The organism is Oxalicibacterium sp. (assembly GCF_057353965.1).
The window spans coordinates 317,068-343,909 of sequence record NZ_JBMQZD010000004.1 but is presented as its reverse complement, the minus strand read 5'-3'; the positions used below and the strand labels follow the sequence as shown (position 1 = coordinate 343,909).

The window sequence follows — 26,842 nt, the reverse complement described above, 5'->3', positions numbered from 1 at the left end:
CTTTATCACCCTTCACCCACCCTGCATGACACTTTTATGCCACGTCTTCCGCTTGTTCGGCGGATGCAAAGAAAGCCTGCACGACGGGCAGTTCGCGCGTCCGCTTGAACGGCGGCAAGCTTTGCCAAATGCGGCGTCCGTACGGTTTGGAAATCAGCCGCGGATCGCAGATCATCAGCACGCCACGATCGGTTTCATCGCGAATCAGGCGGCCAGCTCCCTGCTTCAGATTGATGATCGCCGCCGGCAACTGATGATGGATGAAGCCGTTCATTCCCTTTTTCTCCAGCGCCTCGATGCGCGCCGCCAGCACCGGATCGTCCGGCGGCGAGAACGGCAGCTTGTCGATGATCACCAGAGATAATGCATCGCCGCGTACGTCCACGCCTTCCCAAAAACTCTGGCTGCCGATCAGCACCGCGTTGCCCGCTGCACGAAAACGATCAAGCAATTCTGTACGCCCCGCTTCGCCCTGCACCATCAACGGGAACGGCAGCTTGCGCCGCGCGAATTCGTCGCGCAAACGTTCGGCTGCACGATTGACCGCGCGTATCGTCGTGCACAGCAGGAAGGCGCGACCGCCTGCCGCCTCGATCACCGGCAGCGCGGCATCGATGACGGCATCGGTATATTCGAGCGCATTCGGCTGCGGCAGGTTTTCCGGCACATAGAGCAAACCCTGGTTGCCGTAATCGAACGGGCTGGGCCAGCTTTGCGCCGGCTCTTCCCACAATCCCATCTGCGCGCTGTAGTGGTTGAAATCGTTCTTCACCGCCAGCGTGGCTGACGTGAATATCCACGAACGCGGCGAACCTTCGCGCTGCTTGTTGAAGATGGGCGCGATCGACAGCGGCGTACGGTGCAGTTGCAGCGACGAGGCAAACGCTTCGACCCACTGTACGGTTTCCTGGCCGATGATCGGATCGGCCACCGGCTTGTTCCATGCATCCAGGCGCATCGCGAGTTCCAGCGCACGCACGCGGCACTGTTCGATCGTCTCGGCACGCTCCGCGTGTTTCTCGAGCACGGCCAGCATCGCGTCCAGTTGATCCTTCAGCCCGTCGAGCGCCGGGAAGAACGGGCTGGACGGCGCGATCTGCCCTACGGAAAAACGTACGGAATCCTGCGGGAACGTCAGGCGCAGATCGCGCGCCGCGCGCTCTACCGTCGTCACGACGGCCGGCCAGTCGGCGCCGCCACGCGCATGCGCCAGTCCTTCGGCCAACACGTCGCGACACAGCTCCAGAACCTGCGACGTCGACACCGTCTCACCGAAGAACAGCGTCGCCGTCTCCGGCAACTGGTGCGCCTCGTCGAAGATCACGGTATTCGCCGACGGCAGCAATTCGGCCACGCCGGTATCCTTCAGCGCAACGTCGGCGAAGAACAGATGGTGATTGACGACCACCACGTCCGCCTGCTGCGCTTCCTTGCGCGCTTTCATCACGAAGCAGTCCTGGTAATACTGGCATTCGGCGCCCATGCAGGTGTCGCGCGTCGACGTCACCAGATTCCAGACCGAAGCGGTTTCCGGCACCTTGGACAATTCGGCCTTGTCGCCGGTGCTCGTGGTTTTGACGAAGCGCGAAATCTCGCGAAGGTGGCCGACATCGTCGCGCGACGTCAGCCTGCCGTTCTGCAGCGTGCGTTCGAGATGGAAATGGCAGACGTAGTTGGCACGTCCCTTCAGCAATGCAACCGAAACCGGCGCATTCAGCGCGCGACGCACGGTCGGAATATCGCGCAGGTACAGCTGGTCCTGCAGATTCTTGGTGCCGGTGGAAACGATGACCTTGCCGCCCCACAGTAGCGACGGCACCAGATAGGCGAAGGTTTTGCCGGTACCGGTGCCGGCCTCGGCAATCAGCGTGCGCCGGTTGGCGATGGCGCTGGCGATCGCCTTCGCCATTTCAGTTTGAGACTGGCGCGGCCGAAACCCGCCGACCGCCTCTCCCAGCGGACTGCCGGTACCGAAGAGGACGTCGATTTCGTCATCGTGGTCCGCAGGTTCGGGTATGGCAGAGGATTCGACGGTCAAAATACAGCCTGGAAAATGCGTTGATGAATGCGTTGGTAATCAGAATCGGCAACGCCTGACGTTGCAGCAATACGCCAAGAATGCGAAAGATGCGTCCATCAGGCCGGGATATCCGGCACCAGCTGCATCTTCAGCAAAGTGATGTTGTCCTTCAATTGCAGCTTGCGCTTCTTCAGGCGGCGCAACTGCAGTTCTTCATGCCGTCCATCGCGAATCAATGTTTCGATCGCGGCGTCCAGATCGCGGTGCTCGACTTCGAGTTCGATGATCCGGCGCTGGATGTCTTGCGAAGAATTCGTTGCCATAGTGTCATTCCCGACGCAGTCGCTCATGCCCGAAGGCCTCATTCAAAACGTGGCAATTTATCTACAAAAGCCTTCATCCAACACACAATGTGCGCATCGGTTCGTGCAAATTCGTTATCTTTATGTCACGACTCGCGAAAGGCGGCTGCAAAAGATTTTTACAATTTCGCTCCGCCCGCTTTCGATTACAGAATGCATGACACATGCAATAATCCGGCGCACAACAACCGAGCCATAAGTTTAATCTACGCAGACGCATGAGCCAATACAAGATAGAAGCCGGAACCGGCCAGCACATCGGAGACCGTCAGGAACAGCAGGATAGAACCGCTCTCTTCGCGGCGCCCAAGGCGCCCGGCCACATGCTGGCCGTGATCGCTGACGGCATGGGCGGCATGTCTGGCGGCGCGCTGGCAGCCGAACAGGTCGTGCGTACCGCACAACAGATCTTCGAACGCTTTTCGCCGCTGACCGACGATCCGGAAACCGTCTTGCAGACGATCGCGCACGAAGCCGATACCGTCATCAAGTTGTCCGCGATGTCGTCCGACAAGAAGCCGCACAGCACCGTCGTGCTGTTGATCCTGACGCCGCAAAACACGGCAATCTGGGCCCATGCTGGCGACTCCCGCCTGTACAGCTTCGATGGCCCGAACTGCGTACGCCGCACCGAAGACCATACCTATCTGGCGCAATTGAAAGCGGAAAACAAGCTGGATGACGAAAAGGCAAGAGATCCGCTGCTGGCCAATCTGCTGGTCAACGTCCTCGGCAGCAGCACCAATGAATTGTCCCTGACCATCGGCCGGCGCGACAATCTGAAAAGCGGCGATGCCTTCGTGCTATGCACCGACGGCCTCTGGCAATATTTCACCGATGCCGAACTGGGCGCTGCCATCGCGATGAACCCGGCACGGCAGGCCTGCGAAATGCTGGTGGCGAAAGCTCGTGCCCGCGCCATACCCGGCAAAGCCGACAACTGCACGCTGGCAGTCGTCAAGCTCGTCAAGCCGGTTGCCGAACCCAAGGACTACACCGCGAAGAAAATGCGGCGCGCCGTCTAACGGCAGAATTCAAGAACAAAATTTCACATTTCCGCTGTTTCGCGGAAACTCTTTCCGCGCTGCCCCGGTCTGACGACACGGGAAAGCACGCTGCGGCATGGCGCATTCCGTCCATATCGACTACATTGAAAAGTGACGGCCATCGCATCCGCATCCGATGATTATCAAAAAGTCCACGCTTTGAAAAAGAATCTCGGCCAGAAGCTCAATTTCGACAGCTTGCGCAGCCGCTTGCTCGTCCTCGTTTTGCTTGCGATCGTCCCGCCGGTGATCCTGACCGTCTATGGTGCATGGAAGGAGCGGCAGCAAGCCATCCGCATCACCGAAGACAATCTGCAACAGATGACGCAGCTGGCCGCCACCAGCGAGGCGCGCATGATCGAAGGTGCGCGCCAGTTGCTGACCGTGCTGTCGACCTTGCCCGAATTGCAAGGCAGTCCAAAAACCTGCAGCCAGTTCCTCTCCGGCGTCCTGCAGCGCAACGAAGGTTATACGAACTTCGGCCTGATCCAGTTGAATGGCGACGTGAGCTGCAGCGCTCTGCCACTGCAGAACAAGGTCAACCTTGGCAGCCGCGCCTATTTCAAGCAGACGGTCGAACAACGCACTTTCACTGCGGGCGATTACGTGTTCGGCCGCATGAGCCGCAGGCACACGATCAATTTGACCTACCCCGTGCTGGACAACAAGGGCAACGTGCGCTCCGTGATCTTCGCCGCGCTCGATCTCAGCTATCTGGATCGATTCGTCAGCGACATCGCCTTGCCGAAAGGCGCCGTACTGATCACGGCCGACAGCCGTGGCACCATCATCGCGCGCCGGCCCGACCCTGAAAAATGGATAGGCACGCGCACCTCGCCATCGCTGTTCGACGTGATGATCAAGGTCGGCTTCGGCACATCCGAACTGACCGACACCGACGGCATCACGCGCCTGCATGCATTCGCACCGGTCGGTACCAGCGACGTCTCCAACTTCAAGGTCAGCATCGGCGTGCCGATGGACGACATCGTGGCACCGGCCAACCGGCTGCAGATGGTGGAACTGGGCACGCTGGCCATCATTGCTCTTCTGGCGCTGCTGGCAGCCTGGTTCGTCGGCGACGTCATCATCCTGCGTCGCGTCAAGACGCTGGTGCGAACTGCCGATCAGGTCGGCGCCGGCAATCTGCGCGCACGCACCGGCATCCGCTACGGCCGTGAGGAAATCAGCCAGCTGGCACGCGCCTTCGACGGCATGATCGCTTCGCTGCAACAGCATGAGGCGGAACGCGAGGAATCGAAGGCTGTGCTGTTCGCCGAAAAGGAGCGCGCACAGGTGACGCTGGCATCGATTGCCGATGCCGTCATCACGACTGACAAGCTGGGCAACATCGAATACATGAATCCGGTCGCCGAACAGCTGACCGGATGGAGCAAGACCGAAGCGGAAGGACTGCCGTCATCGCGCGTGTTCCGCATCATCAACGGCTTCACGCGCGAACCGGTGGCCGATCCGGTCGAAACCGCGCTGGCGCAACAGGACAACGTCGAACTGAGCAAGGACAGCGTACTGCTGAGTCGCAACGGCAACGAATATGCAGTCGAGGATTCCGCTGCGCCGATCCGCGATCGCGACGGCGAGATCATCGGCGTCGTGCTGGTCTTCCATGACGTCAGCGATTCGCGCAAGCTGGCGATCCAGCTGTCGCATCAAGCCGCGCACGATCCGTTGACCGGTCTGTTCAACCGCCGCGAGTTCGAACGCCGGCTGGAACTGGCGATCGATACGCTGGCGCGCCAGCCGCGCCAGCATGCGCTGCTCTATCTGGATCTGGATCAGTTCAAGATCGTCAACGATACCTGCGGCCACAGCGCCGGCGACGAACTGCTGCGCCAGATCACTGCCCTGCTGCAACCGCTGGTGCGCGACAGCGACACGCTGGCGCGCCTGGGTGGCGACGAGTTCGGCGCCTTCCTCGAAAACTGCTCGCCGGAATCGGCCGTGCGCATCGCCGAAAAACTGCGGCAAACGATCTGCGACTTCCACTTCATCTGGCAGGACAAAATCTTCCCGATCGGCGTCAGCATCGGCCTGGTCAACTTCAACAACAACACGCTGTCGCTGCCCGATCTGCTCAGCGCGGCGGATACGGCCTGCTACATGGCCAAGAACAATGGCCGCAATCGCGTGCATATCTATCGTGCAGAAGACCATCCGCACGGCACACGCGAAGGCGAAGTCAAATGGAACGAACGCATTCAGAAAGCGTTCGAGAACGACAGTTTCCGGTTACAGGTGCAGCGCATCGTCAACCTGAAACCGAACCGCAAAGATCACCTGTTCGAGGAACTGCGTCTTTACATGGCAGGCGAGAACGGCCGTCTGATCCCGCCGAGCGCCTTCATTCCCGCAGCAGAGCGCTATCACTTCATGCCGACGATCGACCGCTGGGTGATCCGCACCGCATTCGCGCAACACGCCGTAACGCTGCGCGCGATGGACGCCGGCGGCGACCTCGGCGCGCACGTGTTGATGCTGAAGATATCGGGCAATTCACTGGATGACGAACACTTTATCGATTTCATCCACGAACAGTTCGCCGAATTCGATCTGCCGCGCAACGCCATCTGCTTCTCGATCGCAGAAACGACAGCCATTGCCAATCTGACGCGCGCGCTGCGTTTCATCGAAGCACTGAAACCGCACGGCTGCGCCTTTGCGCTGGACGATTTCGGCAGCGGCATGTCTTCCTTCGCTTACCTGAAGCACCTGCACGTCGATTTCCTGAAAATCGATGGAAGCTATATCCGCGGCATGGCCGGCGATCCGGTCGACTATGCCAAGGTGGAAGCCATTCAGCGCATCAGCAGTGTGATGGGAATCGACACCATCGCGCAGAACGTCGACGATGCAGAAAAGCTGGCAATGCTGCAGCGTATCGGTATTGGTTACGCGGAAGGTGCGGTCGTCGGCAAATCGGCTTCCTTCTATCCGCCCGCCGAAAGCAACGCCACAGTCTGACCGCTGATCTTTAGCGGCTGAACAAGAAAAGCCCCGCAGGGAAATATTCCATGCGGGGCTTTTTTATCGGTGCATGCAGCCATGCCGAATCTTTCTGCTAACGATTATCCCGTTTTGCGAACATCACACCCAGCAGAATGCCGAGCCCGGCCGAAAGCGTGACGGCACGCCACGGTTTCTGATGCACGTACTCATCGGTGGATACTGCGACCTCCTTCGTGCGCGTCGCTGCGATCGTCGGTACTTCCTTGGCGGCGGCCATGGCGGAATTCAGGAATTCCGTGCATTTCTTGCTCAACTCGCCAGCCTTTTCCCGCACATCTTCCTGCGCTTCGCTCGACAGTGCCCTGGCATCCTTCGACAGGTTTTTCACATCCTTGGTGACATCGTCCAGTTTCGTTTCCATCATCGTTACACTCCTCCGTATCGGGTTGATATCCGATCTGCCAGTTTGATCCGCCAAGAGCGGTTGAACAGATCGCCAGCAATCGGCTGCGCAACCTAGTGTGCCGCAACGCGTGCCCGATCGCGCATGGTCTTGACGATGTCATGGTTCTTCAACACTCCCTGGTATTGACGTTCCACGACTGCGCGCACATCAGGAGGAAGGTCCTTCTCCAGTGCATTCGCGTAGCTTTTTTTTGCCACATCCTCGCCGCGCTCGCATTCGTTGAGAATCGCTTCGTCGTCCTTGCCCATGATGGCGGACTTGATGTCCACCCAGCGACGATGCAAGGTGCCGCTCAAGCTGGAACGCGTTTCGGGATCACCGCCACGAGCCAGCACAAGACCGGTCAATTCCTGTGCCGCCGCCGCACAGCCGGCTGCCAGCGTCAAGAACGGCTGGCGGTACTGACTGTCGGCGATGTCCTCTGCACAGGTCTTGAATCCTTTTTCGCCGTCCTTGCAGGTTTCGATCAGGTCGTTCAAGGTCGAAATCACTTCGCTATCTTTCATGATTATGTCCTTTCAGAAATCGCTCGGAACATAGTGCTGTCCGGCATCGCCGACGTGGCCCGGAAAATGGACCAAAACGCGCCAACGGGATTTGAAAAAACCGATGCAACCGATGCACCGGCGAATGAAGTTCACTATGAGGGAAATCGTATGCCTGCTCTGTTCGACAGCGCACATAGAAAACATCGTACAAGGCATGCGCCGTCACACTCGACTGCATGCTGCACGGTGATGCATTTCACTTTTTATTTCAACGATTGCAGAAGGCAAAGCGGGAAGTTGCCGCGACGGAATGCCATGACTCATGCAGTACGATGTATTCGGCATAATCGGAGCGGCTGCCGATGTCGACGGCTACCGCTTCGGGCAGCAATGGCACCCACGCGATAATGCCGATCGCCGCGGCCAATGTGAAGGCGACCAATATGGCGCTCATCAGAAACAATCGGAATGGTTTCGTCCTTCCATTACCTGTGCCATCCATTTCCGTCTCCCCCGCCGCCAAGATCGCGATGGAAACATCTTATGCATCCGCCCGGCAATGCTCTGTACGCTGACGCACGCAACGGAACACGCCATTGCCGCCATGCAACGCACAATGCTTTTTCTACAGTACGGCAATGGAATAAGCTTCCGGCAGAAGATGGCCGGTACCCAGAACGAGAGAAATAAACATGGGACATGCCAATAAGGATGTCCCATATAGAAATGCAGGAACGTGTCGCGCCTTCAAGCTACACGATTCAGCGCAGCCATCGCAGATCGCGCCGCAATGCTATCAAGCGTGATCGTCGTGTTCCATTTCGGTTTGCACGATACTGACCGGCTTGCCTTTCGCCAGTCGCCAGAAATAGACGACATAACCTGAAAGACCATACAGGATGAACAGGCCGAACAGCACTTTCGGCGGATCGCCCGCCACCGCGACCAGCGCCAGCACGATCAGAAAAATCGTAATGAACGGCACCGACTTGCGATAGTTGATGTCCTTGAAGCTGTAGAACGGCACATTGGTCACCATCGTCAGACCTGCATACAGCGTGATGATCCATGCGGGCCAACTCAGCTCCGCTCCCGGATAGCCCAGATCCTGCATCAGCCAGATGAAACCGGCGACCAGCGCTGCCGCAGCCGGACTCGGCAAACCCTGGAAGTAACGCTTGTCGACCACGCCGATATTGGTATTGAAACGCGCCAGCCGCAGTGCGCCGCCCGCGCAGTAGACGAAAGCCGCCAGCCAACCCAGCTTGCCCATGCCCTGCAACGCCCAGACATAGACGACCAGCGCCGGCGCCGCACCGAAGGAAACCATGTCGGCCAGGCTATCGTATTGCGCACCGAATTCGCTTTGCGTATGCGTCAGCCGCGCAACGCGTCCGTCGATCGAATCCAGCAGCATCGCGGAAAAAATCGCGATCGCCGCATAATCGAACTTCTGCCCCATCGCCATGACGATTGCATAGAAGCCGCAGAACAATCCGGCAGTCGTGAAGGCATTCGGCAGCAGATAGATGCCGCGCCGACGCAGCGTATGGCCGGACGAAACGGCATCGTCTTCCCTCTCTTCAGGCAACGCCTGCCTGCCCCGTGCCAGCTTGCCGAGCGGACGCGTTCTTGCATACGTGGAAGAAGTGTTTTTCGCCTTGCGACGATTAAAGCTTGGCATGCGATCCCGCCTTGTCAGGTAATGTTCTTAGTGGAAAATCGGAGGCCGCTAGTGTAGCAGACCGATATCCGGTGTCTGCTCGTCAAAACTTTGAAACCGGAACGAAAGCACGTGAAAAATCGCATCGGCGCCGAAGACGCACGATGCGATTTTATCTGTGACGGCCGCCGTCAGCGGATGCCAATACCGCCCATCAGCGGAAACGCACCTTGCCGACCACGCGCATCGACAACGTTGTTTCTCCCGGCTCGAAACTTGGCTCTTCGACTGCTGCCTCGGATTTTGCCATCATGGATGTCCGCATCATCTGCGGTGCTGCTGCAACGGCATCCTGCACGTAATTACCCGAACCTTCGAAATCGACGGTATCCAGCACTGCATCGGCAGGATTACGACCCATCGCCCGTGCGATCGAGACGATGCGTTCGTTCAGGTTTTTGTAGGTAGCATCAATGCGTTGCGCATCCAGCTTGCGCGTCGTTGCATCCGTCAAACCGAAACGCAGCCCGTTAAGCGACAGAATGCTCTGCACGGACGATACTGTTTTCGGCAGGCCGGACAGATTCGTCGTTTTCACATCCAGATACTGGCCGACACGCCAAGCCACCGGTTGCGGCGGTTTGTTGCTCGCCTGTTTAGGCTGCGGCTGCGTTTCCGGATAGACGGCATAGGTGTAATAGCCGCGTGTGGACAGCACCGCACCCGGGTCCTGCTTGCGGACGATGTCCATGCCCTGCTTCATCTTCTGGTTGACGCGCGATGCAGCGGCCGCCTTGTCCTTGTCCTGCTCCTCGACCGTCAGCGTCAGCACGGCCTGATCGTTGGCATGCTTGACCTCGCCGAATGCGGGAACGATGACCAGCGTGCCGCTGGTCTGCGGAGCAGATTGAGCAAAAGCGGCAGAACCGGCAACGGTACAGGCAGCGGCGAACAACAGCGATTTCAGTCGTGGCATGACGATCTCCTGAATAGCGGGCAATACAGTGTGAGATTTGCCCTGATGATGGAAATGAAGCGTGTTGTTATGACAGAAACAGAGGCGTTTTGGTTCTTTCCTTTCGGCAAGCGGTCTGTTTCTATTGCAACAAACTGTAAACGAAAAAAGCCGTAGCTGTGTACGACTTCACTCGGAAGGCCCAGAGCACAGCATGCTGCCTGAATTCGTTCTCCCCTTGTTCGATTTCTTTGCTCTTTCACTTTACGTACAAAAGAGCAATAAAAAAGCCACGCAAATGCGTGGCTTTTCGTCCGAACGCGGCATGCGCTTGCAAGCGCATGCCGATGATGCCCTGCTTCGACAAAAGCTTAGTTTTTCGATTGATCGACCAGCTTGTTCTTGGCGATCCAAGGCACGTGAGAGCGTAAAAAAGCCGCACTTGTGTGCGGCTTTTAGCTCGGACGCGGTGTTCGCTTGCAAGCGAACACCGCATGATGCCTTACTTCGATAAGAGCTTAGTTCTTCGACTGATCAACGAGCTTGTTCTTGGCAATCCAAGGCATCATCGCACGCAGCTTCGCACCGACCTGTTCGATCTGGTGTTCTGCGTTCAGGCGACGGCGCGAGATCAGCGTCGGTGCGCCAGCCTTGTTTTCCAGGATGAAGCTCTTTGCGTATTCGCCGGTCTGGATGTCTTTCAGAACCTGCTTCATGACCTTCTTGGTGTCTTCAGTCACGACGCGCGGGCCGGTCACGTATTCGCCGTATTCCGCGTTGTTCGAGATCGAGTAGTTCATGTTGGCGATGCCGCCTTCATAGATCAGATCGACGATCAGCTTCAGTTCGTGCAGGCACTCGAAGTACGCCATTTCAGGCGCATAGCCGGCTTCCACCAGCGTTTCGAAACCGGCCTTGATCAGTTCGACCGCGCCGCCGCACAGAACGGCTTGTTCGCCGAACAGATCGGTTTCGGTTTCTTCACGGAAGTTGGTTTCGATGATGCCGGCACGGCCGCCGCCGTTCGCCATTGCGTACGACAGCGCGATGTCGCGCGCGACGCCGGACTTGTCCTGGTACACGGCGATCAGGTGCGGCACGCCGCCACCTTGCGAGTAGGTGCCGCGCACGGTGTGGCCCGGAGCCTTAGGCGCGATCATGATGACGTCGAGGTCGGCACGCGGCACGACTTGGCCGTAGTGCACGTTGAAACCGTGTGCGAAGGCCAGGACGGCGCCCTGCTTGGCGTTCGGTGCGACGTTTTCGTTGTAGACCTGGGCGATGTTCTCGTCCGGCAGCAAGATCATGATGACGTCGGCGCCTTTGACGGCGTCGTTGACTTCCGCGACTTTCAGGCCGGCCTTGGCAACCTTGTCCCACGACGCGCCGCCCTTGCGCAGGCCGACGGTGACGTTGACGCCGGAATCGCTCAGGTTTTGCGCGTGCGCGTGGCCTTGCGAACCGTAGCCGATGATGGCGACTTGTTTACCCTTGATCAGCGACAGATCGCAGTCTTTATCGTAGAAAACTTTCATGATGTTCCTAGTGTGTGTTGAATTGGAATTGGTTGAAACGGTGCTTTGTACTTGTTAAACCTTCAGGATGCGTTCGCCGCGGCCGATGCCGGAGCCGCCGGTACGAACGGTTTCCAGAATGGCGGTGCGGTCGATCGAATCGATGAACGCGTCCAGCTTGGTCTTGTTGCCGGTCAGCTCGATCGTGTAGGTCTTGTCGGTGACGTCGATGATGCGTCCGCGGAAAATGTCCGCGGTGCGCTTCATCTCTTCACGTTCCTTGCCGACCGCACGAATCTTGATCAGCATCAGTTCGCGCTCGATGAACGCGCCTTCGGTCAGATCGACGACCTTGACCACTTCGATCAGACGGTTCAGGTGCTTGGTGATCTGTTCGATCACGTCGTCCGAACCGCTGGTGACGATCGTCATGCGCGACAACGTCGCATCCTCGGTCGGCGCCACGGTCAGCGTTTCGATATTGTACGCACGTGCGGAGAACAGACCGACCACGCGCGACAACGCGCCCGCTTCGTTTTCCAGCAATACAGAAATGATATGGCGCATTACAGTTCCTCCGAGCCCAGCAGCATCTCGGTCAGGCCCTTGCCGGTCTTGACCATCGGCCAGACGTTTTCGGTCTGGTCGGTGATGATGTTCATGAATACGAGACGATCCTTCATGTCGAACGCTTGCTTCAGCGCGCCGTCCAGATCGCCCGGCTTGTCGACCGTCATGCCGACGTGGCCGTAGGATTCGACCAGCTTGTCGAAATCCGGCAGCGAATCCATGTACGACTCGGAATAACGCGAACCGTATTCGAGCTGCTGCCACTGGCGCACCATACCGAGGAAACGGTTGTTCAACAGGATGATCTTCGGCGTCAGGTGGTACTGCTTGCAGGTCGCCAGTTCCTGGATGCACATCTGGATCGACGCTTCACCGGTAATGCAGGCGACGGTCGCATCCGGATTGGCCATCTGCACGCCCATCGCGTACGGCAGGCCGACACCCATCGTGCCCAGACCGCCGGAATTGATCCAGCGGCGCGGCTTGTCGAACGGATAGTACTGCGCGGCCCACATCTGGTGCTGGCCGACGTCGGACGTGATGAACGCATCGCCCTTCGTGATCTGCCAGACCTTCTCGATGACGGATTGCGGCTTGATGACTTCGGTCGACGGCGTGTATTTCAGGCATTCGCGCTTGCGCCATTCGTTGATCTGCTTCCACCAGTCGGACAGCGCAGCGCTGTTCGGTTTGGCTTCGGCCGCGTCCAGTTGCGCCAGCAGTTCCTGCAGCACTTCCTTGACGTTGCCGACGATAGGAATATCGACCTTGACGCGCTTCGAGATCGACGACGGATCGATGTCGATATGGATGATCTTGCGCGGCGTGGCGGAGAAATGCTTCGGATTGCCGATCACGCGGTCGTCGAAACGCGCACCGATCGCGATCATCACGTCCGAGTGCTGCATCGCCATGTTGGCTTCATAGGTGCCGTGCATGCCCGGCATGCCGACAAACTTGTCGCTGGTCGCCTTGTAGCCGCCCAGGCCCATCAGCGTGTTCGTGCACGGATAGCCGAGCTTGTCGACCAGACGGTTCACTTCTTCGGAAGCGTTGGCCAGAATGACGCCGCCGCCCGTGTAAATCATCGGACGTTCCGCCTGCAGCAGCAGCTGTACCGCCTTGCGGATCTGGCCCGAATGGCCCTTGTCGACCGGTTTGTACGAACGCATTTCGACTTCCTTCGGATACGAGAAGGTCGTCTTGTGCATCGTGATGTCTTTGGGGATGTCGATCAGCACAGGGCCCGGACGGCCGGTAGTCGCGATGAAGAAGGCCTTCTTCATCGTCTCGGCCAGATCCTTGACATCCTTGACGAGGAAATTGTGTTTGACGCACGGACGGGTGATACCGACCGTGTCGCACTCCTGGAACGCATCCAGACCGATCGCATGCGAAGGCACCTGACCGGAAATGATGATCATCGGGATCGAGTCCATGTAGGCGGTCGCGAGACCGGTGATGGCATTGGTCACGCCGGGGCCAGAGGTGACGATACAGACGCCGACCTTGTTCGAGCTGCGGGAATACGCATCCGCAGCGTGCACGGCAGCCTGTTCGTGACGAACCAGGATGTGCTGGAATTTGCTGATGTTGAAGATCGCGTCGTAGATGTAGAGCACTGCGCCGCCCGGATAGCCGAACACATGTTCGACACCTTCTTCTTCCAGACAACGAACGACGATCTCAGCGCCGGTCAGCTCTTCGCCGACGGCCTGACTTGTTTCTGCGGTCATGCTAAGTCCTTTCAAGGTCCATTGGAAATTGATCGGATGCTCTCTCCTGTGAAACCGCATACGGCTCCAGTGCTCTGACGTCCCTTTTTTGTGCGGTCACGGCGATTCTTCACACATCTGTGAATGTGCTGCAAACCAGCGCTAAACGCGACTCGTTCGGTCGGAGGTGCTGAAGGCGGTATTTGCGGGATTTCTCGCGCTTGTGGCGCGGGTTAGAGCAAACTAGCTTTCAAAAATTGAAGCGCGCCTTTTCGGCAGGTCTGCATCATGCGCAGGCCGCGACAGGCTATCGATGCCCCTTCGAGATGGCAAAGGGACCTGATACGTTACCGCGCTGCACCATTCAGGTCAAGTCGAAATTGGGCAAAACCGCCGTCAAATCAAAGATTTCATGCAAAAAACACGCGCGAATGAGGCTTTTTTGCTAGCATGCGTGCAGTTTTGAAAACGACGACGCCGGCGAAGGCGCCCTTCCTGCGATATCCCCGGCAGCGCACGCAGCGCTGCATCCAATGGCAACCGACAAAGAACTTTCCGATTTCCTCGAAGACGTCGAACGCCGCGCGTTCAAGCAGGCGGTCTATGCGGTACGCAAGGAAGAATCCGCGCTGGATATCGTGCAGGATGCCATGATCAAGCTCGCGGAAAAATATGGCGACAAGCCCGCCGCGGAGCTGCCGATGCTGTTCCAGCGCATCCTGCAAAACACGATCCGCGACTATTTCAGGCGGGAAAAGGTGCGTAGTTCGTGGATCAGCCTGTTTTCCAGCTTTGCCGGCAAGCAGCCGGATCAGGAAAACTTCGATGCGATGGAAATGATCGAAGCCGAGGTAGGCAGCTACGGCGCCGAATCGGGTCAGAATGCCCTCGAGCGACAGCAGATTCTCGACATCATCGAGAGCGAAATACAAAACCTGCCGCCCCGTCAACGCGAGGCCTTCCTGATGCGTTATTGGCAGGACCTGAACGTATCGGAAACTGCAGCGGTGATGGGATGCTCAGAAGGAAGCGTCAAGACGCACTGCTCACGCGCCACGCATGCCTTGGCCCATGCGCTCAGAGCCAAAGGAATCTATCTATGAACGCGAAAGACCTGACTCTTGCCTATAAAGTACGGCATGCGCTGGATCAAGGTGCCGAAAATTTGCCCGAAAATGCTGCTGAACGCCTTGCATCTGCACGCAAGATTGCCCTTTCCCGCAAAAAGCAGGAATCCGAGCAAATCGCGTTCGCACCGCGCGCGGCAGGCGTCGGCCACGATCATGCGCGCCACACCTTCCATTTTGACAACCTGACAATCTGGGCCGGACGCATGGGCGTCCTGATCCCGCTGGTAGTCATGATATTCGGCCTGATGGGACTGTACCGGTATGAACAGCGCGAGCAGATCATCGAAACGGCCAACATCGATGCCGAGGTGCTGACGGACGATCTGCCGCTGTCCGCCTATCTCGACCACGGTTTCAATGCCTTTCTGTCAAATGCCAACGAGGATGACAACTGACATGCAAGCATGTTTTCCGCCGGATTGCCGTCTCCGCTACGGAAGAATCGCCGCGTCACTGCTGTTCGCCTCCGCGCTGATCGGAACCGCTGCCGCGAATCCTGTGCCCAGCGCTCCTGCGGCAGCGCCCGAGACGCCTGCCGCACCGGCAAATAGCGCATCGGCGCCCCCGCATCCGACGCCGGTAGCCAAGGCCGCCGTGCCGGTCAAGTCCGCCAAATCGTCGAACGGCAAGTCGCCGACTTCGGACTGGAACAAACTGACGGCGACACAACGCAGCGCACTCGCGCCGCTGGCCAACGATTGGAAATCGCTCGACAGCTTCCGCCGCAAGAAATGGCTGGAACTGGCCGACCGCTATGCGGCGATGTCGCCGACCGAACAGGAACGAATGCAGGAGCGCATGCAGAAATGGGTGCGCCTGTCTCCCGAGCAGCGCCGCATCGCGCGCAAGAACTATACGCGGGTCAAGAAGCTGCACGCCGAGAAGAAATCCGAACAGTGGGAGCAATACCAGCAACTGCCGGAAGAAAAGCGGCAGGAACTGGCATCCCGCGCACCGACCAGGCGCATGGTCGCCAAGCCGCCGCGTCCGCATGCAGCAGCACCATCAGCATCCGCTCCGGCAGCTGCCTCGGCACCCGTATCCACCGCACCGGCCCCGGTCACATCCGCCGCATCCGTAATGCCGGCATCTTCTGCACCTGCCGCGGAAACTCCTCCTCCGCACGCCATCCCTGTACAATCGTCGCCTTCCACGCCCTGATCCGGTAGCGACGCATGCAAGCGAACAGTTCCGAAACTTCCTTCCCTGCTCCCACCATCAAACGCCGTCTGACCACCATGCTGTATGAAGGTGTGCTGCTGTTCGGCGTCGTTGCCATTGCCGCACTGCTGTTCGGCATCCTGTTCCAGCAACGCAGTGCGATCACGCTACGGCACGAACTGCAGTACTGGCTGTTCATCGTGATCGGCGCCTATTTCGTCTGGTTCTGGACGCACGGCGGACAAACGCTGCCGATGAAGACATGGCGCATGCGCCTGGTCACGCGCGACGGGCATGCCGTCACGCTAGGTCGTGCCGTCGCACGCTATCTGCTTGCCTGGCTGTGGTTCCTGCCCGGTGCTGCGATCGCGTGGATGCTGGGTGCAAAGGCATGGATGGCAGTAGCCCTCATCGTCGCCAACGTCATTGCCTGGGCATTGTCCGCCTGCCTGCATCCCAGCCGTCAATTTTTGCATGACCGCATCGCCGGGACCAAGATGATCCAGTTGCCGCGCAATCCTGCAGCGGCGGCATGACACACAATCCATTTTTCATTCACGTTCTGGCTCCATGAAATCGATTTGCATCTATTGCGGCTCCTCGTTCGGTAATCGACCTGTCTATGCCGAAGCCGCACGTGCGCTGGCCGCAGAAATGGTCGCGCACGGCATCGGCCTGGTCTATGGCGGCGGCAAGGTTGGCCTGATGGGCGTTATCGCGGACGAGATTCTGCGATTGGGCGGCGAAGCGACCGGCGTGATTCCGCAGGCCTTGATGGACAAGGAAGTCGGCCACACCGGACTGACGCATCTGTACATCGTGCAGAACATGCACGAGCGCAAGGCAAAGATGGCGGAACTGGCCGACGGTTTCATCGCGATGCCGGGCGGCCTGGGAACGCTGGAAGAGTTATTCGAAATCCTGACCTGGGCGCAACTGGGCTTTCACCAGAAGCCGGTCGGCGTATTGAACGTCGATGGTTTCTATGACGGGTTGGTTGCCTTCCTGCAAACGCAGGTCGACTGCGGATTCGTCAAGGCGGATCAGGCTGAACTGATGCTGCATGCGCCGACAGCGCCGGACTTGATGCAGCAATTGCGCAGTTTCGTACCGAAACACAGCACGAAGCTGCGCGATGCGCTGGCCGCGCAACAGCTGTTCAAATAAACGGAAATAAACGACGTCAGGCGTCAGGCATCAGCCGAGCGCCTGGCGGAAATCCTCGACCAGATCGGTCGTATCCTCGATGCCCACCGACACACGGATCAGCGATTCGGCGATGCCCATGCTGGCGCGGCGCTCCGGCCCCATCTCGTAGAAGATCGTGTGCGAGACCGGAATCACCAGCGTACGCGTATCACCCAGATTGCTGGCCGATACGCCCAGCTTCAGGCGATTCAGATAATCGAAGCAGTCGATGCTGTCCTTCAATTCGAAGCTGAACAGGCTGCCGTAAGAGCGAAACAATTCCGTCGACAGCACATGCTGCGGATGCGATTTCAAACCCGGATAGTAGACGGCTGCCACACGATCGTCCGCTTCCAGCATCTGCGCGACCGCCAGCGCATTCGCGCATTCGCGCTCCATCCGCAACGCCATCGTCTCGGCACCCACGGCAAGATGGTGCGCCGCTTCCGGCCCCAGCGAAGCGCCGAAGTCGCGCAAGGCTTTCGCACGGATCTGCGCCATGCCCCATTGCGGCGTCGGATAACGCTTGTAGGTTTCCAGGATGTTCGAATAGCGCGACCAGTCGTACAGGCCGGTATCGGTCAACGCGCCGCCCAGCGCAATGCCGTGGCCGCCGATCGACTTCGTCAGTGAATTGATGACGATGCCGGCGCCAACCGTTTTCGGACGGAACAGATACGGCGACGTCATCGTGTTGTCGACCACGTACAGGATGCCGCGCTCGGCGCACAGCTTGCCGATGCGCGCCAGATCAGCCACCTGCGTGCGCGGATTGGCGATCGTTTCGACGAACACCAGCTTCGTTGTCGGCTTCAGCACCGCCTCCACGTTGGCGACATCGGTCGCATCGACCATCGCCACGTCGACACCGTGCCCGGCCACCGTCTGCCACAGGCTGTTCGTATTACCGAACAGGAAGGAAGACGACACGACGTGATCGCCGGCACGCAGCAGCGCCTGCGCCAGCGCGCCGATCGCCGCCATGCCGGTGGCGAAGCAGATCGTCGAAGCGCCCTCTTCCATACGGTTGATCTTGTCTTCCAGCGCCGACACGGTCGGATTGCCCTGACGTCCATATCGGTATCCCGGCTTCTTGCCCTGGAACACCGTCGCCAGCTCACGTGCATCGTCGTAACCGAAGGTCACCGAGGTATGGATGGGCTTGTGCAGCGAGCCGTGCTCGATCGCCTTCTGGCGGTCGCTGTGCAGGATGGTCGTCGTGAAACCGTATTTTTTCTTATCGTTCATGATCGTCGTCAAAAATGAAAATGCCTGATTGCACGCACGCGCAATCAGGCATCTGATCGGCGCGTGCGCGGCTTAATCGACCTGTGCCAGATTCAGGTTCAGTTGCGAGCGCGCCAGTTCCTCGGCCTTGCTGTTATGGCGCGCAAACTCGATGCGGTCCAGGTAGTCGCGCGAGATGTCGCCGGTCACATAGACGCCGTCGAAGCAGGATGCCTCCAGGCTCTTCAGTGCCGGATTCACATCGGAGATCGAACGCTTCAATGCATCCAGATCCTGGTAGATCAGCGCATCGGCCGTAATCTCGCGGCAGACTTCTTCTTCCGTGCGGCCGTGCGCGATCAGTTCGGCACGCGTCGGCATGTCGATACCGTAGACGTTCGGGAACTTGACCGGCGGCGCGGCGGAAGCGAACAACACTTTCTTCGCGCCGGCATCGCGCGCCATCTGCACGATCTCGCGGCTGGTCGTGCCGCGCACGATGGAATCGTCCACCAGCAGCACGTTCTTGCCCTTGAATTCGGAACCGATCGTGTTCAGCTTCTGGCGCACAGACTTCCGGCGCGTGCTTTGCCCCGGCATGATGAAGGTGCGGCCGATATAGCGGTTCTTGATCAGGCCCTCGCGGTATTCGATGTCCAGGCGATGTGCCAGCTCCATTGCCGCAGGACGCGACGAATCGGGAATCGGCATCACGACGTCGATGTCGCCCAGCGGAATCTCGCGACGGATCTTCTCGGCCAGGTATTCGCCCATCTTCAGGCGCGTCGCATAGACGGATGCGCCGTCGATGACGGAATCCGGACGCGCGAAATAGACGTATTCGAATGCGCAGGGATTCAGCGACGGATTCTCCGCACACTGCTGGTTGTACAGCTTGCCGTCGATGTCGATGAAGATCGCCTCGCCCGGCAGCACGTCGCGCAGGAAGCGGAAGCCCAGGCCTTCCAGCGCCACTGATTCGCTGGCGATCAGGTATTCGGTGCCGGCGTCGGTTTCGTTGAAGCCGATGCACAGAGGACGGATGCCCCATGGATCGCGGAAAGCCAGCAAGCCGTAGCCGGCGATCTGCGCCGTCACCGCGTAAGAGCCACGCACGCGCTTGTGCAGCACGGAAACCGCCTTGAACAAGGCAGCCGGATCGAGCGAGTAACCGGTCGTCGCTTCCTGGATTTCATGCGCCAGCACGTTCAGCAGCACCTCCGAATCGGACGTGGTGTTGATGTGGCGGCGATCGTTCTTGAACATCTCGATCTTCAGCTGTTCCCAGTTCGTCAGGTTACCGTTGTGCGCCATGATGATGCCGAACGGTGCATTGACGTAGAACGGTTGCGCTTCGTCCTCGCTGGAAGAGCCGGCGGTTGGATAACGCACCTGGCCGACACCGGCATTGCCGGGCAGCGAGCGCATGTTACGGGTGCGGAACACGTCGCGCACCAGACCGTTGGCCTTGTGCATGCTGAACGCATTGCCATTGTCGGTGGCGATGCCCGCCGCATCCTGGCCGCGGTGCTGCAGCAGCAGCAGCGCATCGTAGATCAATTGATTGACAGGACTGTGGGAAACAACGCCGATAACGCCACACATGGTGGACTCCTCAACTTAAAACAAACCAAAACTCAAAACGCGCATCCATTAGAACCGGATACGCTGCGCCAGTTCTCCTGGCAGAAACGGCACCACGGTCATCGCGGCGGTTTCCGCCAGCGGACTCAGCAATGCCTGCTTCCAGAACGGCTGCTGCGGCATCGCCGTCATCCCGCACAGCAATACCGCCGCCAACACAATCAGCAGCCCGCGCGCCAGGCCGAACAATCCACCCAAGCCGCGATCCGCCAGCGTCAGGCCCGCTGCCTTGATCACCGCATCCAGCGCCATCGCCAGCAATCCCATCAGGATGCGCACGCCGATGAACAGCGCGATGAATCCGACGATCAGGCGCGCCGTGCTGCCGGGAATCGCATCCGGCAGCCACTGCGCCAACGTACCGCCCCAGGCATTGGCGACGACGAAGGCGACGATCCAGCCCAGCAGCGACAAAATCTCTTTCACCAGCCCGCGCAGCATACTGATGACGACCGAACAGATCAGGACGAACAGGACCAGATAATCGAATATCGTCACAATCGCCCTGCTTTACCGCAATCCGCTGCGCCACACAGCCGACATCAGGCCGGCACCAGCTTGCCGCTCAGACCTGCCTTGGTCAGCTTGGCACGCGCCTTTTCCGCTTCCGCCTCATTCGCGAACGGACCGACACGCACACGAATCACGCTGCCCGCCGAAGTCGACACCTTCTCCGTATATGACTTCAATCCTGCCGCCTGCAGCTTCTTCTGCAGTTCATTCACTTTATCCTGCGATGCCAATGCTGCAACCTGTATTGCGACCTTGCCGGCAGTTTTTGGCTGCGATGCGACAGCCTTGCCTTCGAGGATGGCGCGTGCGCGTGCGGCATCGGCTGCCGCCTTGTCTGTCGCAGCCTTGTCGGCGGCTGTTGGCGCAGTATGAGCTTTGTCTTGTGCGGGCGTGTCCGGCTTGTGCTCGGCCGGCTTGGTGCTCGGCTTGGGTTCGGAAACTGCCGGTGCGGCTGGCGTTTTCGCCGGCTCAGGCTGCGATTGCGGTTGCAGTTGCGGGGCAGCCGAAGCCGCTGGCGCGGCTTCTTCCGGCTGCGCGACCTTCTCCGAATTGCCAGCAACTACGGGAGCCGGAGCAGGCGTATCGCGGGAAGGAATCTGGATATTGATGTCGTCGGGCAGCGGCTTGGGTTCGGGATCGAGAATCATCGGCAGACCGATGACGACCGCCAGCACCAAGGCAATGGCGCCGACCAGGCGGCGGCGTGCGCGTTTCTTTTCCGGCAGAACCGGATCTACCGGCTCATCTCGCTTGCTGCTCTTGCGTCTGCGTCCGGCCGGGATTTCTTCATCGGCCCGAGAATAGAAATCGCTGCTGCCGGTCGACGATTCCTGCTTGTTTTTACGAAAAGACGAGAGCAAGCCCATACGATTCAATGTTCAATTCGTTGAGTGGTGCGCGGCATGGCGAATTTCCATGACGCCAGCGACGGTCAGGAACGATCCGAAAACCACAATTCTATCATTCTCCCCCGCTCTGCTCAGAGCGTTTGCATAGGCTTCTGCCGGTGATGCAAAGGACTGGATGCTGATTTCGGCCTGTGGCTCGGAATCACCGTAGACTTGCCTGAGTTTTTCGGCGATATCATCGGCCGCTGCCGCGCGCGGCAGCGGCAGGTCCGTCACGCACCAGTGATCGATATGCCCCTTCAAATGCGCGACGATACCGTCGATATCCTTGTCCTGCATCGCACCGAATACTGCATAGGTATAGGGATGGAAACCCATGTTGCCGAGGTTCTGCGCCAGCGTCGCTGCCGCATGCGGATTATGAGCGACGTCGAGGATGACGGTCGGTCGCCCCGGCAATACCTGAAAGCGTCCCGGCAGCTCGACCTGAGCCAGTCCGGAACGCACCTCCTGCGCACTGACCGGCAATCGCAGATGCAAGGCTTCCAGTGCCGCCAATACCGACGACGCATTCAGCAACTGGTTGGCGCCGCGCAGTCCCGGATAGGCCAGCGCATTACGGCGTCGTCCGCGGCCGCTGAAGTTCCATTGCTGGCGGTCGCCCGCATAGTTGAAATCGCGATTGAACAGCCAGAGGTCGGCGCCGATCTTTTCCGCATGTTCGACCAGCGATGCGGGCGGTACCGGATCGCCGCAAATTGCCGTCTTGCCGCTGCGGAAAATACCGGCCTTCTCGAAGCCGATCTTCTCGCGCGTGTCGCCCAGGTATTCGGTATGGTCGATATCGACGCTGGTGACGATCGCAACATCCGCATCCAGCACGTTGACGGCATCCAGCCGGCCACCAAGGCCGACTTCCAAGATCACCGCATCCAGCTTCGCATCGGCAAACAGCTGCATCGCCGCCAGCGTGGTGAATTCGAAATACGACAGCGATGTCTCGCCGCGCGCCGCTTCGATCTTGTCGAAAGCAGCGATCAGCGCTTCATCGCTTGCCGACTGCCCATTCACGCGCATGCGCTCGTTGAAGACCAGCAGATGCGGCGACGTGTACAGACCGACGCGATAGCCGGCGCGCAACAGGATGGATTCCAGCATCGCGCAGGTCGATCCCTTGCCGTTGGTGCCACCGACGATGATGACCGGGCAATCGAACTGCAGCCCCATCGCCTGCTTGACTTGCGTCGTGCGCTCCAGCCCCATGTCGATGGCTTTCGGATGCATGGCTTCCAGGCGAGCCAGCCAGTCGTTCAGTGTCGTTGGCAAAGTGTTCATGCAGAAGGAAACAGGAAGAATTCCAAGGAAAGCCCCGGGAAGAAACAACAGATAGATGACGCCATTCGGTCAAATAAAAAGCCCGAACCTTGCTGCGGTTCGGGCTTGTCCGGATCGGCCTGTGTTCAGGCCAGTACGTCAGCCGCCTGATTCTGCAACAGCGCCAGCACGCGCGCGATTTCCTCGCGCATCTTGCGGCGATCCACGATCATGTCGACCGCGCCTTTCTGCATCAGGAATTCGGCGCGCTGGAAGCCTTCCGGCAGTTTTTCGCGCACAGTATTCTCGATCACGCGCGGACCAGCAAAGCCGACCAGCGCCTTCGGCTCGGCGATGACGACGTCGCCGAGGAAGGCGAACGAAGCGGACACGCCGCCCATCGTCGGATCGGTCAGCACGGAGATGAACGGCAGTTTCTTTTCCGACAACTTGGTCAGCATTGCGGTCGTCTTCGCCATTTGCATCAGCGACAACAGGCCTTCCTGCATGCGTGCCCCCCCGGTTGCGGTAATGCAAATCAGCGGCACTTTCTGTTCCAGCGCCACCTGTGCAGCACGGGCAAAACGCTCGCCGACGACGGAACCCATCGAACCACCCATGAATTCGAATTCGAAGCAGGCAACCACCACCGGCAGGCTCATGATCGAGCCGCCCATGACGACCAGCGCATCGGTCTCGCCGGTCGCTTCCAGAGCCGATTTCAGGCGATCCGGGTATTTCTTGCTGTCCTTGAATTTCAGCGTATCGACCGGCAGCACTTCCTGGCCGATGTCGTAGCGGCCGCCGGCATCCAACAGCGCATCCAGACGATCGCGCGCGCGAATGCGCAGGTGATGCGAACATTTCGGACAAACGTGGATGTTGGATTCCAGATCGGTGCGGTACAGCACCGATTCGCACGACGGGCACTTGACCCACAAACCTTCCGGCACCGATTTGCGTTGCGCGCTGTCGGAGCGCTGGATACGGGGCGGAAGCAGTTTTTCTAGCCAGCTCATCGCAGACCTTTCAGAATTCGAATGGGCGAATTGTACCGAATTTGTCCTGTTCGAACGGCAATTCGCCAGTTGTTGCATGTTTTACCAAACCGGGCGGCATTGTACCCGCCCGGCCGGACAATTTCACCTTATTCGTCCAGCGCCTTGCGGATGCCGGACAGGAAGGTGCGTACGGCATCTACCGCCTTGTCCTGCGGGGTATTTTCCAGTTCCTGGATGATGCGACTACCGATCACGACCGCATCGGACACGGCCGCCACCGTCTTCGCCGTCGCCGCGTCGCGGATACCGAAACCGACGCCGATCGGCAGCTTCACGTATTTGCGGATCGCAGCGATACGCTGCGCCACTTCGGCCGTATCGATATGCGCAGCGCCGGTCACGCCCTTCAGCGACACGTAGTAGCTGAAGCCGCTGCCGAAACGGGCGACCTGCTGGATGCGCTCTTCGGTCGACGTCGGCGCCAACAGGAAGATCGCATCAAGGTCGGCGGCCTTCAGCAGGACAGCGAATTCCTCGCATTCTTCCGGCGGATAGTCGACGACGATGGTGCCGTCGGCGCCGGCTTCCTGCATCGCCTGCACGTAGGCGGCCTGTCCCATGCGCTCGATCGGATTGGCGTAGCCCATCAGCACGACCGGCGTGGCGGTGTTGGTTTTTCGGAATTCGCGCACGAAGCCGAGCACGTCCTGCATGCTGACGTTGAATTTCAGTGCGCGCTCGCAGGCGCGCTGGATGACCGGGCCTTCGGCCATCGGATCGGAAAACGGCACGCCGAGCTCGATGATGTCGGCACCGCCTTCGACCAGCGCGTGCATCAGCGGCACGGTCAGTTCGGGTGCCGGATCGCCGGCGGTGATGAACGGGATGAGTCCCTTTTTCTTGTTTGCCGCCAGCGCGGCGAATGTAGCTTGGATTCTGGACATGATCTTGTTCTGATGATTTGTTTCGGGCATCCCTGCGGACAACGGACGAAAGAAAGGCGCTCCGTGAATGCGAAGCGCCTTGCCTTCAGTCGAACTTCAGCCCAATGCGTTGCGCGACGGTATGCATATCCTTGTCGCCGCGGCCGGAAAGATTTGCCAGCACGATCTTGTCCTTCGGCAGCGTCGCCGCCAGTTTGGTCGCATAGCTGATCGCATGGCTGGATTCCAGAGCGGGAATGATGCCTTCGATATGGCAGCAATCGTGGAAAGCCTGCAGCGCTTCCTCGTCGGTAACCGAGACGTATTGGGCACGCGACGAATCCTTCAGCCATGCATGCTCGGGACCAACGCCCGGATAGTCGAGACCGGCCGACACCGAATGCGTTTCGATGATCTGGCCGTTCGCATCCTGCAGCAAATAGGTGCGGTTGCCGTGCAGCACGCCGGGCGAGCCCGCCGTCAGCGACGCTGCGTGACGGCCGGTATCCAGGCCGTCGCCAGCGGCTTCGACGCCGATCAGCTGCACGTCCTTGTAATCAATGTATGGATAGAAAATACCCATCGCGTTGGAACCGCCGCCGATGCAGGCGACGACATAATCCGGCTGGCGGCTCGCCATTTCCGGCATCTGCTGGATGCATTCGTTGCCGATCACCGACTGGAAATCGCGCACCATCATCGGGTAAGGATGCGGGCCGGCGACGGTGCCGATGATGTAGAACGTCGTTTCGACATTCGTCACCCAGTCGCGCATCGCTTCGTTCAGCGCGTCCTTCAATGTCTTCGAACCCGACTCGACCGGCACGACAGTTGCGCCCAGCAGTTTCATCCGATAGACGTTCTGCGCCTGGCGCTTGACGTCTTCACTACCCATGTAGACCACGCATTCGAGGCCGAAACGCGCGCAGATCGTCGCCGTCGCCACGCCGTGCTGGCCAGCACCGGTCTCGGCGATGATGCGTTTCTTGCCCATGCGGCGCGCCAGCAGCGCTTGGCCGATCACGTTGTTGATCTTGTGCGCGCCGGTGTGATTCAAGTCTTCGCGCTTGAAGTAGATCTGCGCGCCACCGATTTGCCGCGACCAGCGTTCGGCGTGATAGATCGGGCTCGGGCGGCCGACGAAATGCTTGAGGTCGTAATGGAATTCGGCCAGGAAGGAAGGATCCTTGCTGTAGCGCGCATAAGCTTCCCGCAATTCCGCCAGCGCATGGCTCAGCGTTTCGGAAACGAAGCTGCCGCCGTACGGACCGAAATGACCGCGTACGTCCGGCAGGTTGTAAGGAGCAGCCTGGTGCAATGCCGCTTCGTTCAGCGCTTGTCGCTCGGCGAAATTGCCGAGCGGATCGAGTTCTTTCATGTGTATTCTCTTTGTCTGTCAATCCGTACGCATCGCATCGGCTGCGCGTACGGCGGAGATGAAGGCGCGAATCTTCGCGACGTCCTTGATGCCCTTCGCTTCCTCGACGCCGCTGCTGACGTCGACTGCATGGGGGCGAATGCGCTGCACGGCGTCAGTCGCGTTTTGTGCGTTCAAGCCACCACTTAAAACGGCCCGAGGCGCGAGACTTTCTGGAATGAGAGACCAATCGAAGACCTTTCCACTGCCGCCATAGCTGTCGACATAGGTATCCAGCAACAGGCCGGAAAACAGCGAACTGGCAGCACGATATTCAGACTCGCATTCTAGCAAATCGCCTGCCGTCGTTTCCGGTTTCACGCGCACTGCGCGCATGAAGGGACGATTGACTGCCGTCGCGATCGCCGCACATTGTTCCGGCGTCTCGTCGCCATGAAATTGCAACATGGAAACAGGCGCATGCGCGAGCACAGCCTCTACTTCTTCCAGCGACGCATTGACGAACAGGCCGACAGGCGTGACGAATGGCGGTATCTGCCTGATCAGCTTGCCTGCCGCTTCGGGCACAACGTAGCGCGGACTCTTCGCATAAAACACGAAGCCGACTGCATCGGCGCCGGCCGCGACGGCCCCCAGCAGATCCTGCTCGCGCGTCAATCCGCAGATCTTGATGCGTGTGCGATGCGTCATGGTGCTGTCTTCATGTCGAGAATGAATGATCGGATTGAAAATTGAAACAATTCAATTGC

27 protein-coding genes are annotated in these 26,842 nt (G+C 59.2%); 8 read left to right on the top strand and 19 right to left on the bottom strand.

Annotation, left to right across the window (positions count from 1 at the left end):
- Positions 1 to 34: 34 nt before the first annotated feature.
- Positions 35 to 2,038 carry a DNA repair helicase YoaA gene (yoaA, locus tag ACO1VH_RS08040; protein WP_486243979.1) on the bottom strand — a complete coding sequence of 668 codons (2,004 nt, stop codon included), beginning with the start codon at positions 2,036 to 2,038 and terminating at the stop codon, positions 35 to 37.
- Positions 2,039 to 2,136: 98 nt separating this feature from the next.
- Positions 2,137 to 2,343 carry a YdcH family protein gene (locus tag ACO1VH_RS08035; protein ID WP_486243978.1) on the bottom strand — a complete coding sequence of 69 codons (207 nt, stop codon included), beginning with the start codon at positions 2,341 to 2,343 and terminating at the stop codon, positions 2,137 to 2,139.
- A gap of 257 nt (positions 2,344 to 2,600) precedes the next feature.
- On the opposite strand from ACO1VH_RS08035, the gene ACO1VH_RS08030 reads away from it, so the two are divergent.
- Both ACO1VH_RS08030 and ACO1VH_RS08025 read left to right on the top strand, forming a co-directional pair.
- Positions 2,601 to 3,407, top strand: coding sequence for a PP2C family protein-serine/threonine phosphatase (locus tag ACO1VH_RS08030; RefSeq protein WP_486243977.1), 807 nt, complete (start codon positions 2,601 to 2,603; stop codon positions 3,405 to 3,407).
- Between the two features lie 180 nt (positions 3,408 to 3,587).
- On the top strand, positions 3,588 to 6,410 hold the full coding sequence (locus ACO1VH_RS08025; RefSeq protein ID WP_486243976.1) for an EAL domain-containing protein: 2,823 nt from the start codon (positions 3,588 to 3,590) through the stop codon (positions 6,408 to 6,410).
- A 97-nt stretch (positions 6,411 to 6,507) separates the two neighbouring features.
- Here the strand turns inward: ACO1VH_RS08025 and ACO1VH_RS08020 are convergent, their stop codons facing one another.
- The 5 genes from ACO1VH_RS08020 to ACO1VH_RS08000 all read right to left on the bottom strand — a co-directional run bounded on the left by ACO1VH_RS08020 (position 6,508) and on the right by ACO1VH_RS08000 (position 9,988).
- Positions 6,508 to 6,819 (bottom strand): ElaB/YgaM/YqjD family protein, encoded by a 312-nt coding sequence (locus tag ACO1VH_RS08020; protein ID WP_486243975.1) that lies wholly within the window; start codon positions 6,817 to 6,819, stop codon positions 6,508 to 6,510.
- Positions 6,820 to 6,911: 92 nt separating this feature from the next.
- Positions 6,912 to 7,367 (bottom strand): PA2169 family four-helix-bundle protein, encoded by a 456-nt coding sequence (locus tag ACO1VH_RS08015; protein WP_486243974.1) that lies wholly within the window; start codon positions 7,365 to 7,367, stop codon positions 6,912 to 6,914.
- Between the two features lie 250 nt (positions 7,368 to 7,617).
- On the bottom strand, positions 7,618 to 7,803 hold the full coding sequence (locus ACO1VH_RS08010) for a hypothetical protein (RefSeq protein ID WP_486243973.1): 186 nt from the start codon (positions 7,801 to 7,803) through the stop codon (positions 7,618 to 7,620).
- A 342-nt stretch (positions 7,804 to 8,145) separates the two neighbouring features.
- Positions 8,146 to 9,033: a CDP-diacylglycerol--serine O-phosphatidyltransferase gene (gene pssA, locus ACO1VH_RS08005; protein WP_486243972.1), complete on the bottom strand. Its 888-nt coding sequence runs from the start codon at positions 9,031 to 9,033 to the stop codon at positions 8,146 to 8,148.
- Between the two features lie 193 nt (positions 9,034 to 9,226).
- Positions 9,227 to 9,988: an SIMPL domain-containing protein gene (locus ACO1VH_RS08000; protein ID WP_486243971.1), complete on the bottom strand. Its 762-nt coding sequence runs from the start codon at positions 9,986 to 9,988 to the stop codon at positions 9,227 to 9,229.
- Positions 9,989 to 10,181: 193 nt separating this feature from the next.
- Here ACO1VH_RS08000 and ACO1VH_RS07995 point away from each other — a divergent pair, with 193 nt between their 5' ends.
- Entirely contained in the window at positions 10,182 to 10,481 is a 300-nt protein-coding gene (locus ACO1VH_RS07995) for a hypothetical protein (RefSeq protein WP_486243970.1), read from the top strand.
- Between the two features lie 4 nt (positions 10,482 to 10,485).
- On the opposite strand, the gene ilvC is transcribed toward ACO1VH_RS07995, so the two are convergent.
- The 3 genes from ilvC to ACO1VH_RS07980 are packed head-to-tail and all read right to left on the bottom strand — an operon-like array spanning position 10,486 to position 13,787.
- On the bottom strand, positions 10,486 to 11,502 hold the full coding sequence (ilvC, locus tag ACO1VH_RS07990; RefSeq protein WP_486243969.1) for a ketol-acid reductoisomerase: 1,017 nt from the start codon (positions 11,500 to 11,502) through the stop codon (positions 10,486 to 10,488).
- A 54-nt stretch (positions 11,503 to 11,556) separates the two neighbouring features.
- Positions 11,557 to 12,048, bottom strand: coding sequence for an acetolactate synthase small subunit (ilvN, locus tag ACO1VH_RS07985; RefSeq protein ID WP_188420550.1), 492 nt, complete (start codon positions 12,046 to 12,048; stop codon positions 11,557 to 11,559).
- Positions 12,048 to 13,787, bottom strand: coding sequence for an acetolactate synthase 3 catalytic subunit (locus ACO1VH_RS07980; RefSeq protein ID WP_486243968.1), 1,740 nt, complete (start codon positions 13,785 to 13,787; stop codon positions 12,048 to 12,050). Before ACO1VH_RS07980 ends, ilvN begins: the two co-directional genes overlap by 1 nt.
- 512 nt (positions 13,788 to 14,299) lie before the next feature.
- Between ACO1VH_RS07980 and ACO1VH_RS07975 the strand changes: the two genes are divergently transcribed.
- From ACO1VH_RS07975 to ACO1VH_RS07955, 5 genes are all read left to right on the top strand, one after another.
- Complete coding sequence (locus ACO1VH_RS07975; RefSeq protein ID WP_486243967.1) at positions 14,300 to 14,869, top strand: RNA polymerase sigma factor; 570 nt, start codon at positions 14,300 to 14,302, stop codon at positions 14,867 to 14,869.
- Positions 14,866 to 15,291, top strand: coding sequence for a DUF3619 family protein (locus ACO1VH_RS07970; protein ID WP_486243966.1), 426 nt, complete (start codon positions 14,866 to 14,868; stop codon positions 15,289 to 15,291). Before ACO1VH_RS07975 ends, ACO1VH_RS07970 begins: the two co-directional genes overlap by 4 nt.
- Positions 15,292 to 15,394: 103 nt before the next feature.
- Complete coding sequence (locus tag ACO1VH_RS07965) at positions 15,395 to 16,057, top strand: DUF3106 domain-containing protein (protein WP_486243965.1); 663 nt, start codon at positions 15,395 to 15,397, stop codon at positions 16,055 to 16,057.
- A 14-nt stretch (positions 16,058 to 16,071) separates the two neighbouring features.
- Positions 16,072 to 16,593, top strand: coding sequence for an RDD family protein (locus ACO1VH_RS07960; RefSeq protein ID WP_486243964.1), 522 nt, complete (start codon positions 16,072 to 16,074; stop codon positions 16,591 to 16,593).
- Between the two features lie 34 nt (positions 16,594 to 16,627).
- Complete coding sequence (locus ACO1VH_RS07955; RefSeq protein WP_486243963.1) at positions 16,628 to 17,224, top strand: LOG family protein; 597 nt, start codon at positions 16,628 to 16,630, stop codon at positions 17,222 to 17,224.
- A gap of 30 nt (positions 17,225 to 17,254) precedes the next feature.
- On the opposite strand, the gene ACO1VH_RS07950 is transcribed toward ACO1VH_RS07955, so the two are convergent.
- The 9 genes from ACO1VH_RS07950 to ACO1VH_RS07910 form a co-directional block, all read right to left on the bottom strand.
- Positions 17,255 to 18,493 carry a cystathionine gamma-synthase family protein gene (locus ACO1VH_RS07950; RefSeq protein WP_486243962.1) on the bottom strand — a complete coding sequence of 413 codons (1,239 nt, stop codon included), beginning with the start codon at positions 18,491 to 18,493 and terminating at the stop codon, positions 17,255 to 17,257.
- A gap of 72 nt (positions 18,494 to 18,565) precedes the next feature.
- Positions 18,566 to 20,077 (bottom strand): amidophosphoribosyltransferase, encoded by a 1,512-nt coding sequence (gene purF / locus ACO1VH_RS07945; RefSeq protein ID WP_486243961.1) that lies wholly within the window; start codon positions 20,075 to 20,077, stop codon positions 18,566 to 18,568.
- A 48-nt stretch (positions 20,078 to 20,125) separates the two neighbouring features.
- Positions 20,126 to 20,614: a CvpA family protein gene (locus tag ACO1VH_RS07940; RefSeq protein WP_486243960.1), complete on the bottom strand. Its 489-nt coding sequence runs from the start codon at positions 20,612 to 20,614 to the stop codon at positions 20,126 to 20,128.
- A 44-nt stretch (positions 20,615 to 20,658) separates the two neighbouring features.
- The gene (locus ACO1VH_RS07935; protein ID WP_486243959.1) at positions 20,659 to 21,495 is read right to left on the bottom strand and encodes an SPOR domain-containing protein; all 837 of its coding nucleotides are present in this window, start codon (positions 21,493 to 21,495) and stop codon (positions 20,659 to 20,661) included.
- Between the two features lie 12 nt (positions 21,496 to 21,507).
- Positions 21,508 to 22,812 (bottom strand): bifunctional tetrahydrofolate synthase/dihydrofolate synthase, encoded by a 1,305-nt coding sequence (gene folC / locus ACO1VH_RS07930; protein WP_486243958.1) that lies wholly within the window; start codon positions 22,810 to 22,812, stop codon positions 21,508 to 21,510.
- Positions 22,813 to 22,937: 125 nt separating this feature from the next.
- Positions 22,938 to 23,810 (bottom strand): acetyl-CoA carboxylase, carboxyltransferase subunit beta, encoded by an 873-nt coding sequence (gene accD, locus ACO1VH_RS07925; RefSeq protein ID WP_486243957.1) that lies wholly within the window; start codon positions 23,808 to 23,810, stop codon positions 22,938 to 22,940.
- Between the two features lie 128 nt (positions 23,811 to 23,938).
- Positions 23,939 to 24,736, bottom strand: a complete 798-nt coding sequence (gene trpA, locus ACO1VH_RS07920; RefSeq protein WP_486243956.1) for a tryptophan synthase subunit alpha — start codon at positions 24,734 to 24,736, stop codon at positions 23,939 to 23,941.
- Between the two features lie 85 nt (positions 24,737 to 24,821).
- Positions 24,822 to 26,093: a tryptophan synthase subunit beta gene (trpB, locus tag ACO1VH_RS07915; RefSeq protein WP_486243955.1), complete on the bottom strand. Its 1,272-nt coding sequence runs from the start codon at positions 26,091 to 26,093 to the stop codon at positions 24,822 to 24,824.
- Between the two features lie 18 nt (positions 26,094 to 26,111).
- The gene (locus ACO1VH_RS07910; RefSeq protein WP_486243954.1) at positions 26,112 to 26,783 is read right to left on the bottom strand and encodes a phosphoribosylanthranilate isomerase; all 672 of its coding nucleotides are present in this window, start codon (positions 26,781 to 26,783) and stop codon (positions 26,112 to 26,114) included.
- Positions 26,784 to 26,842: the final 59 nt, after the last annotated feature.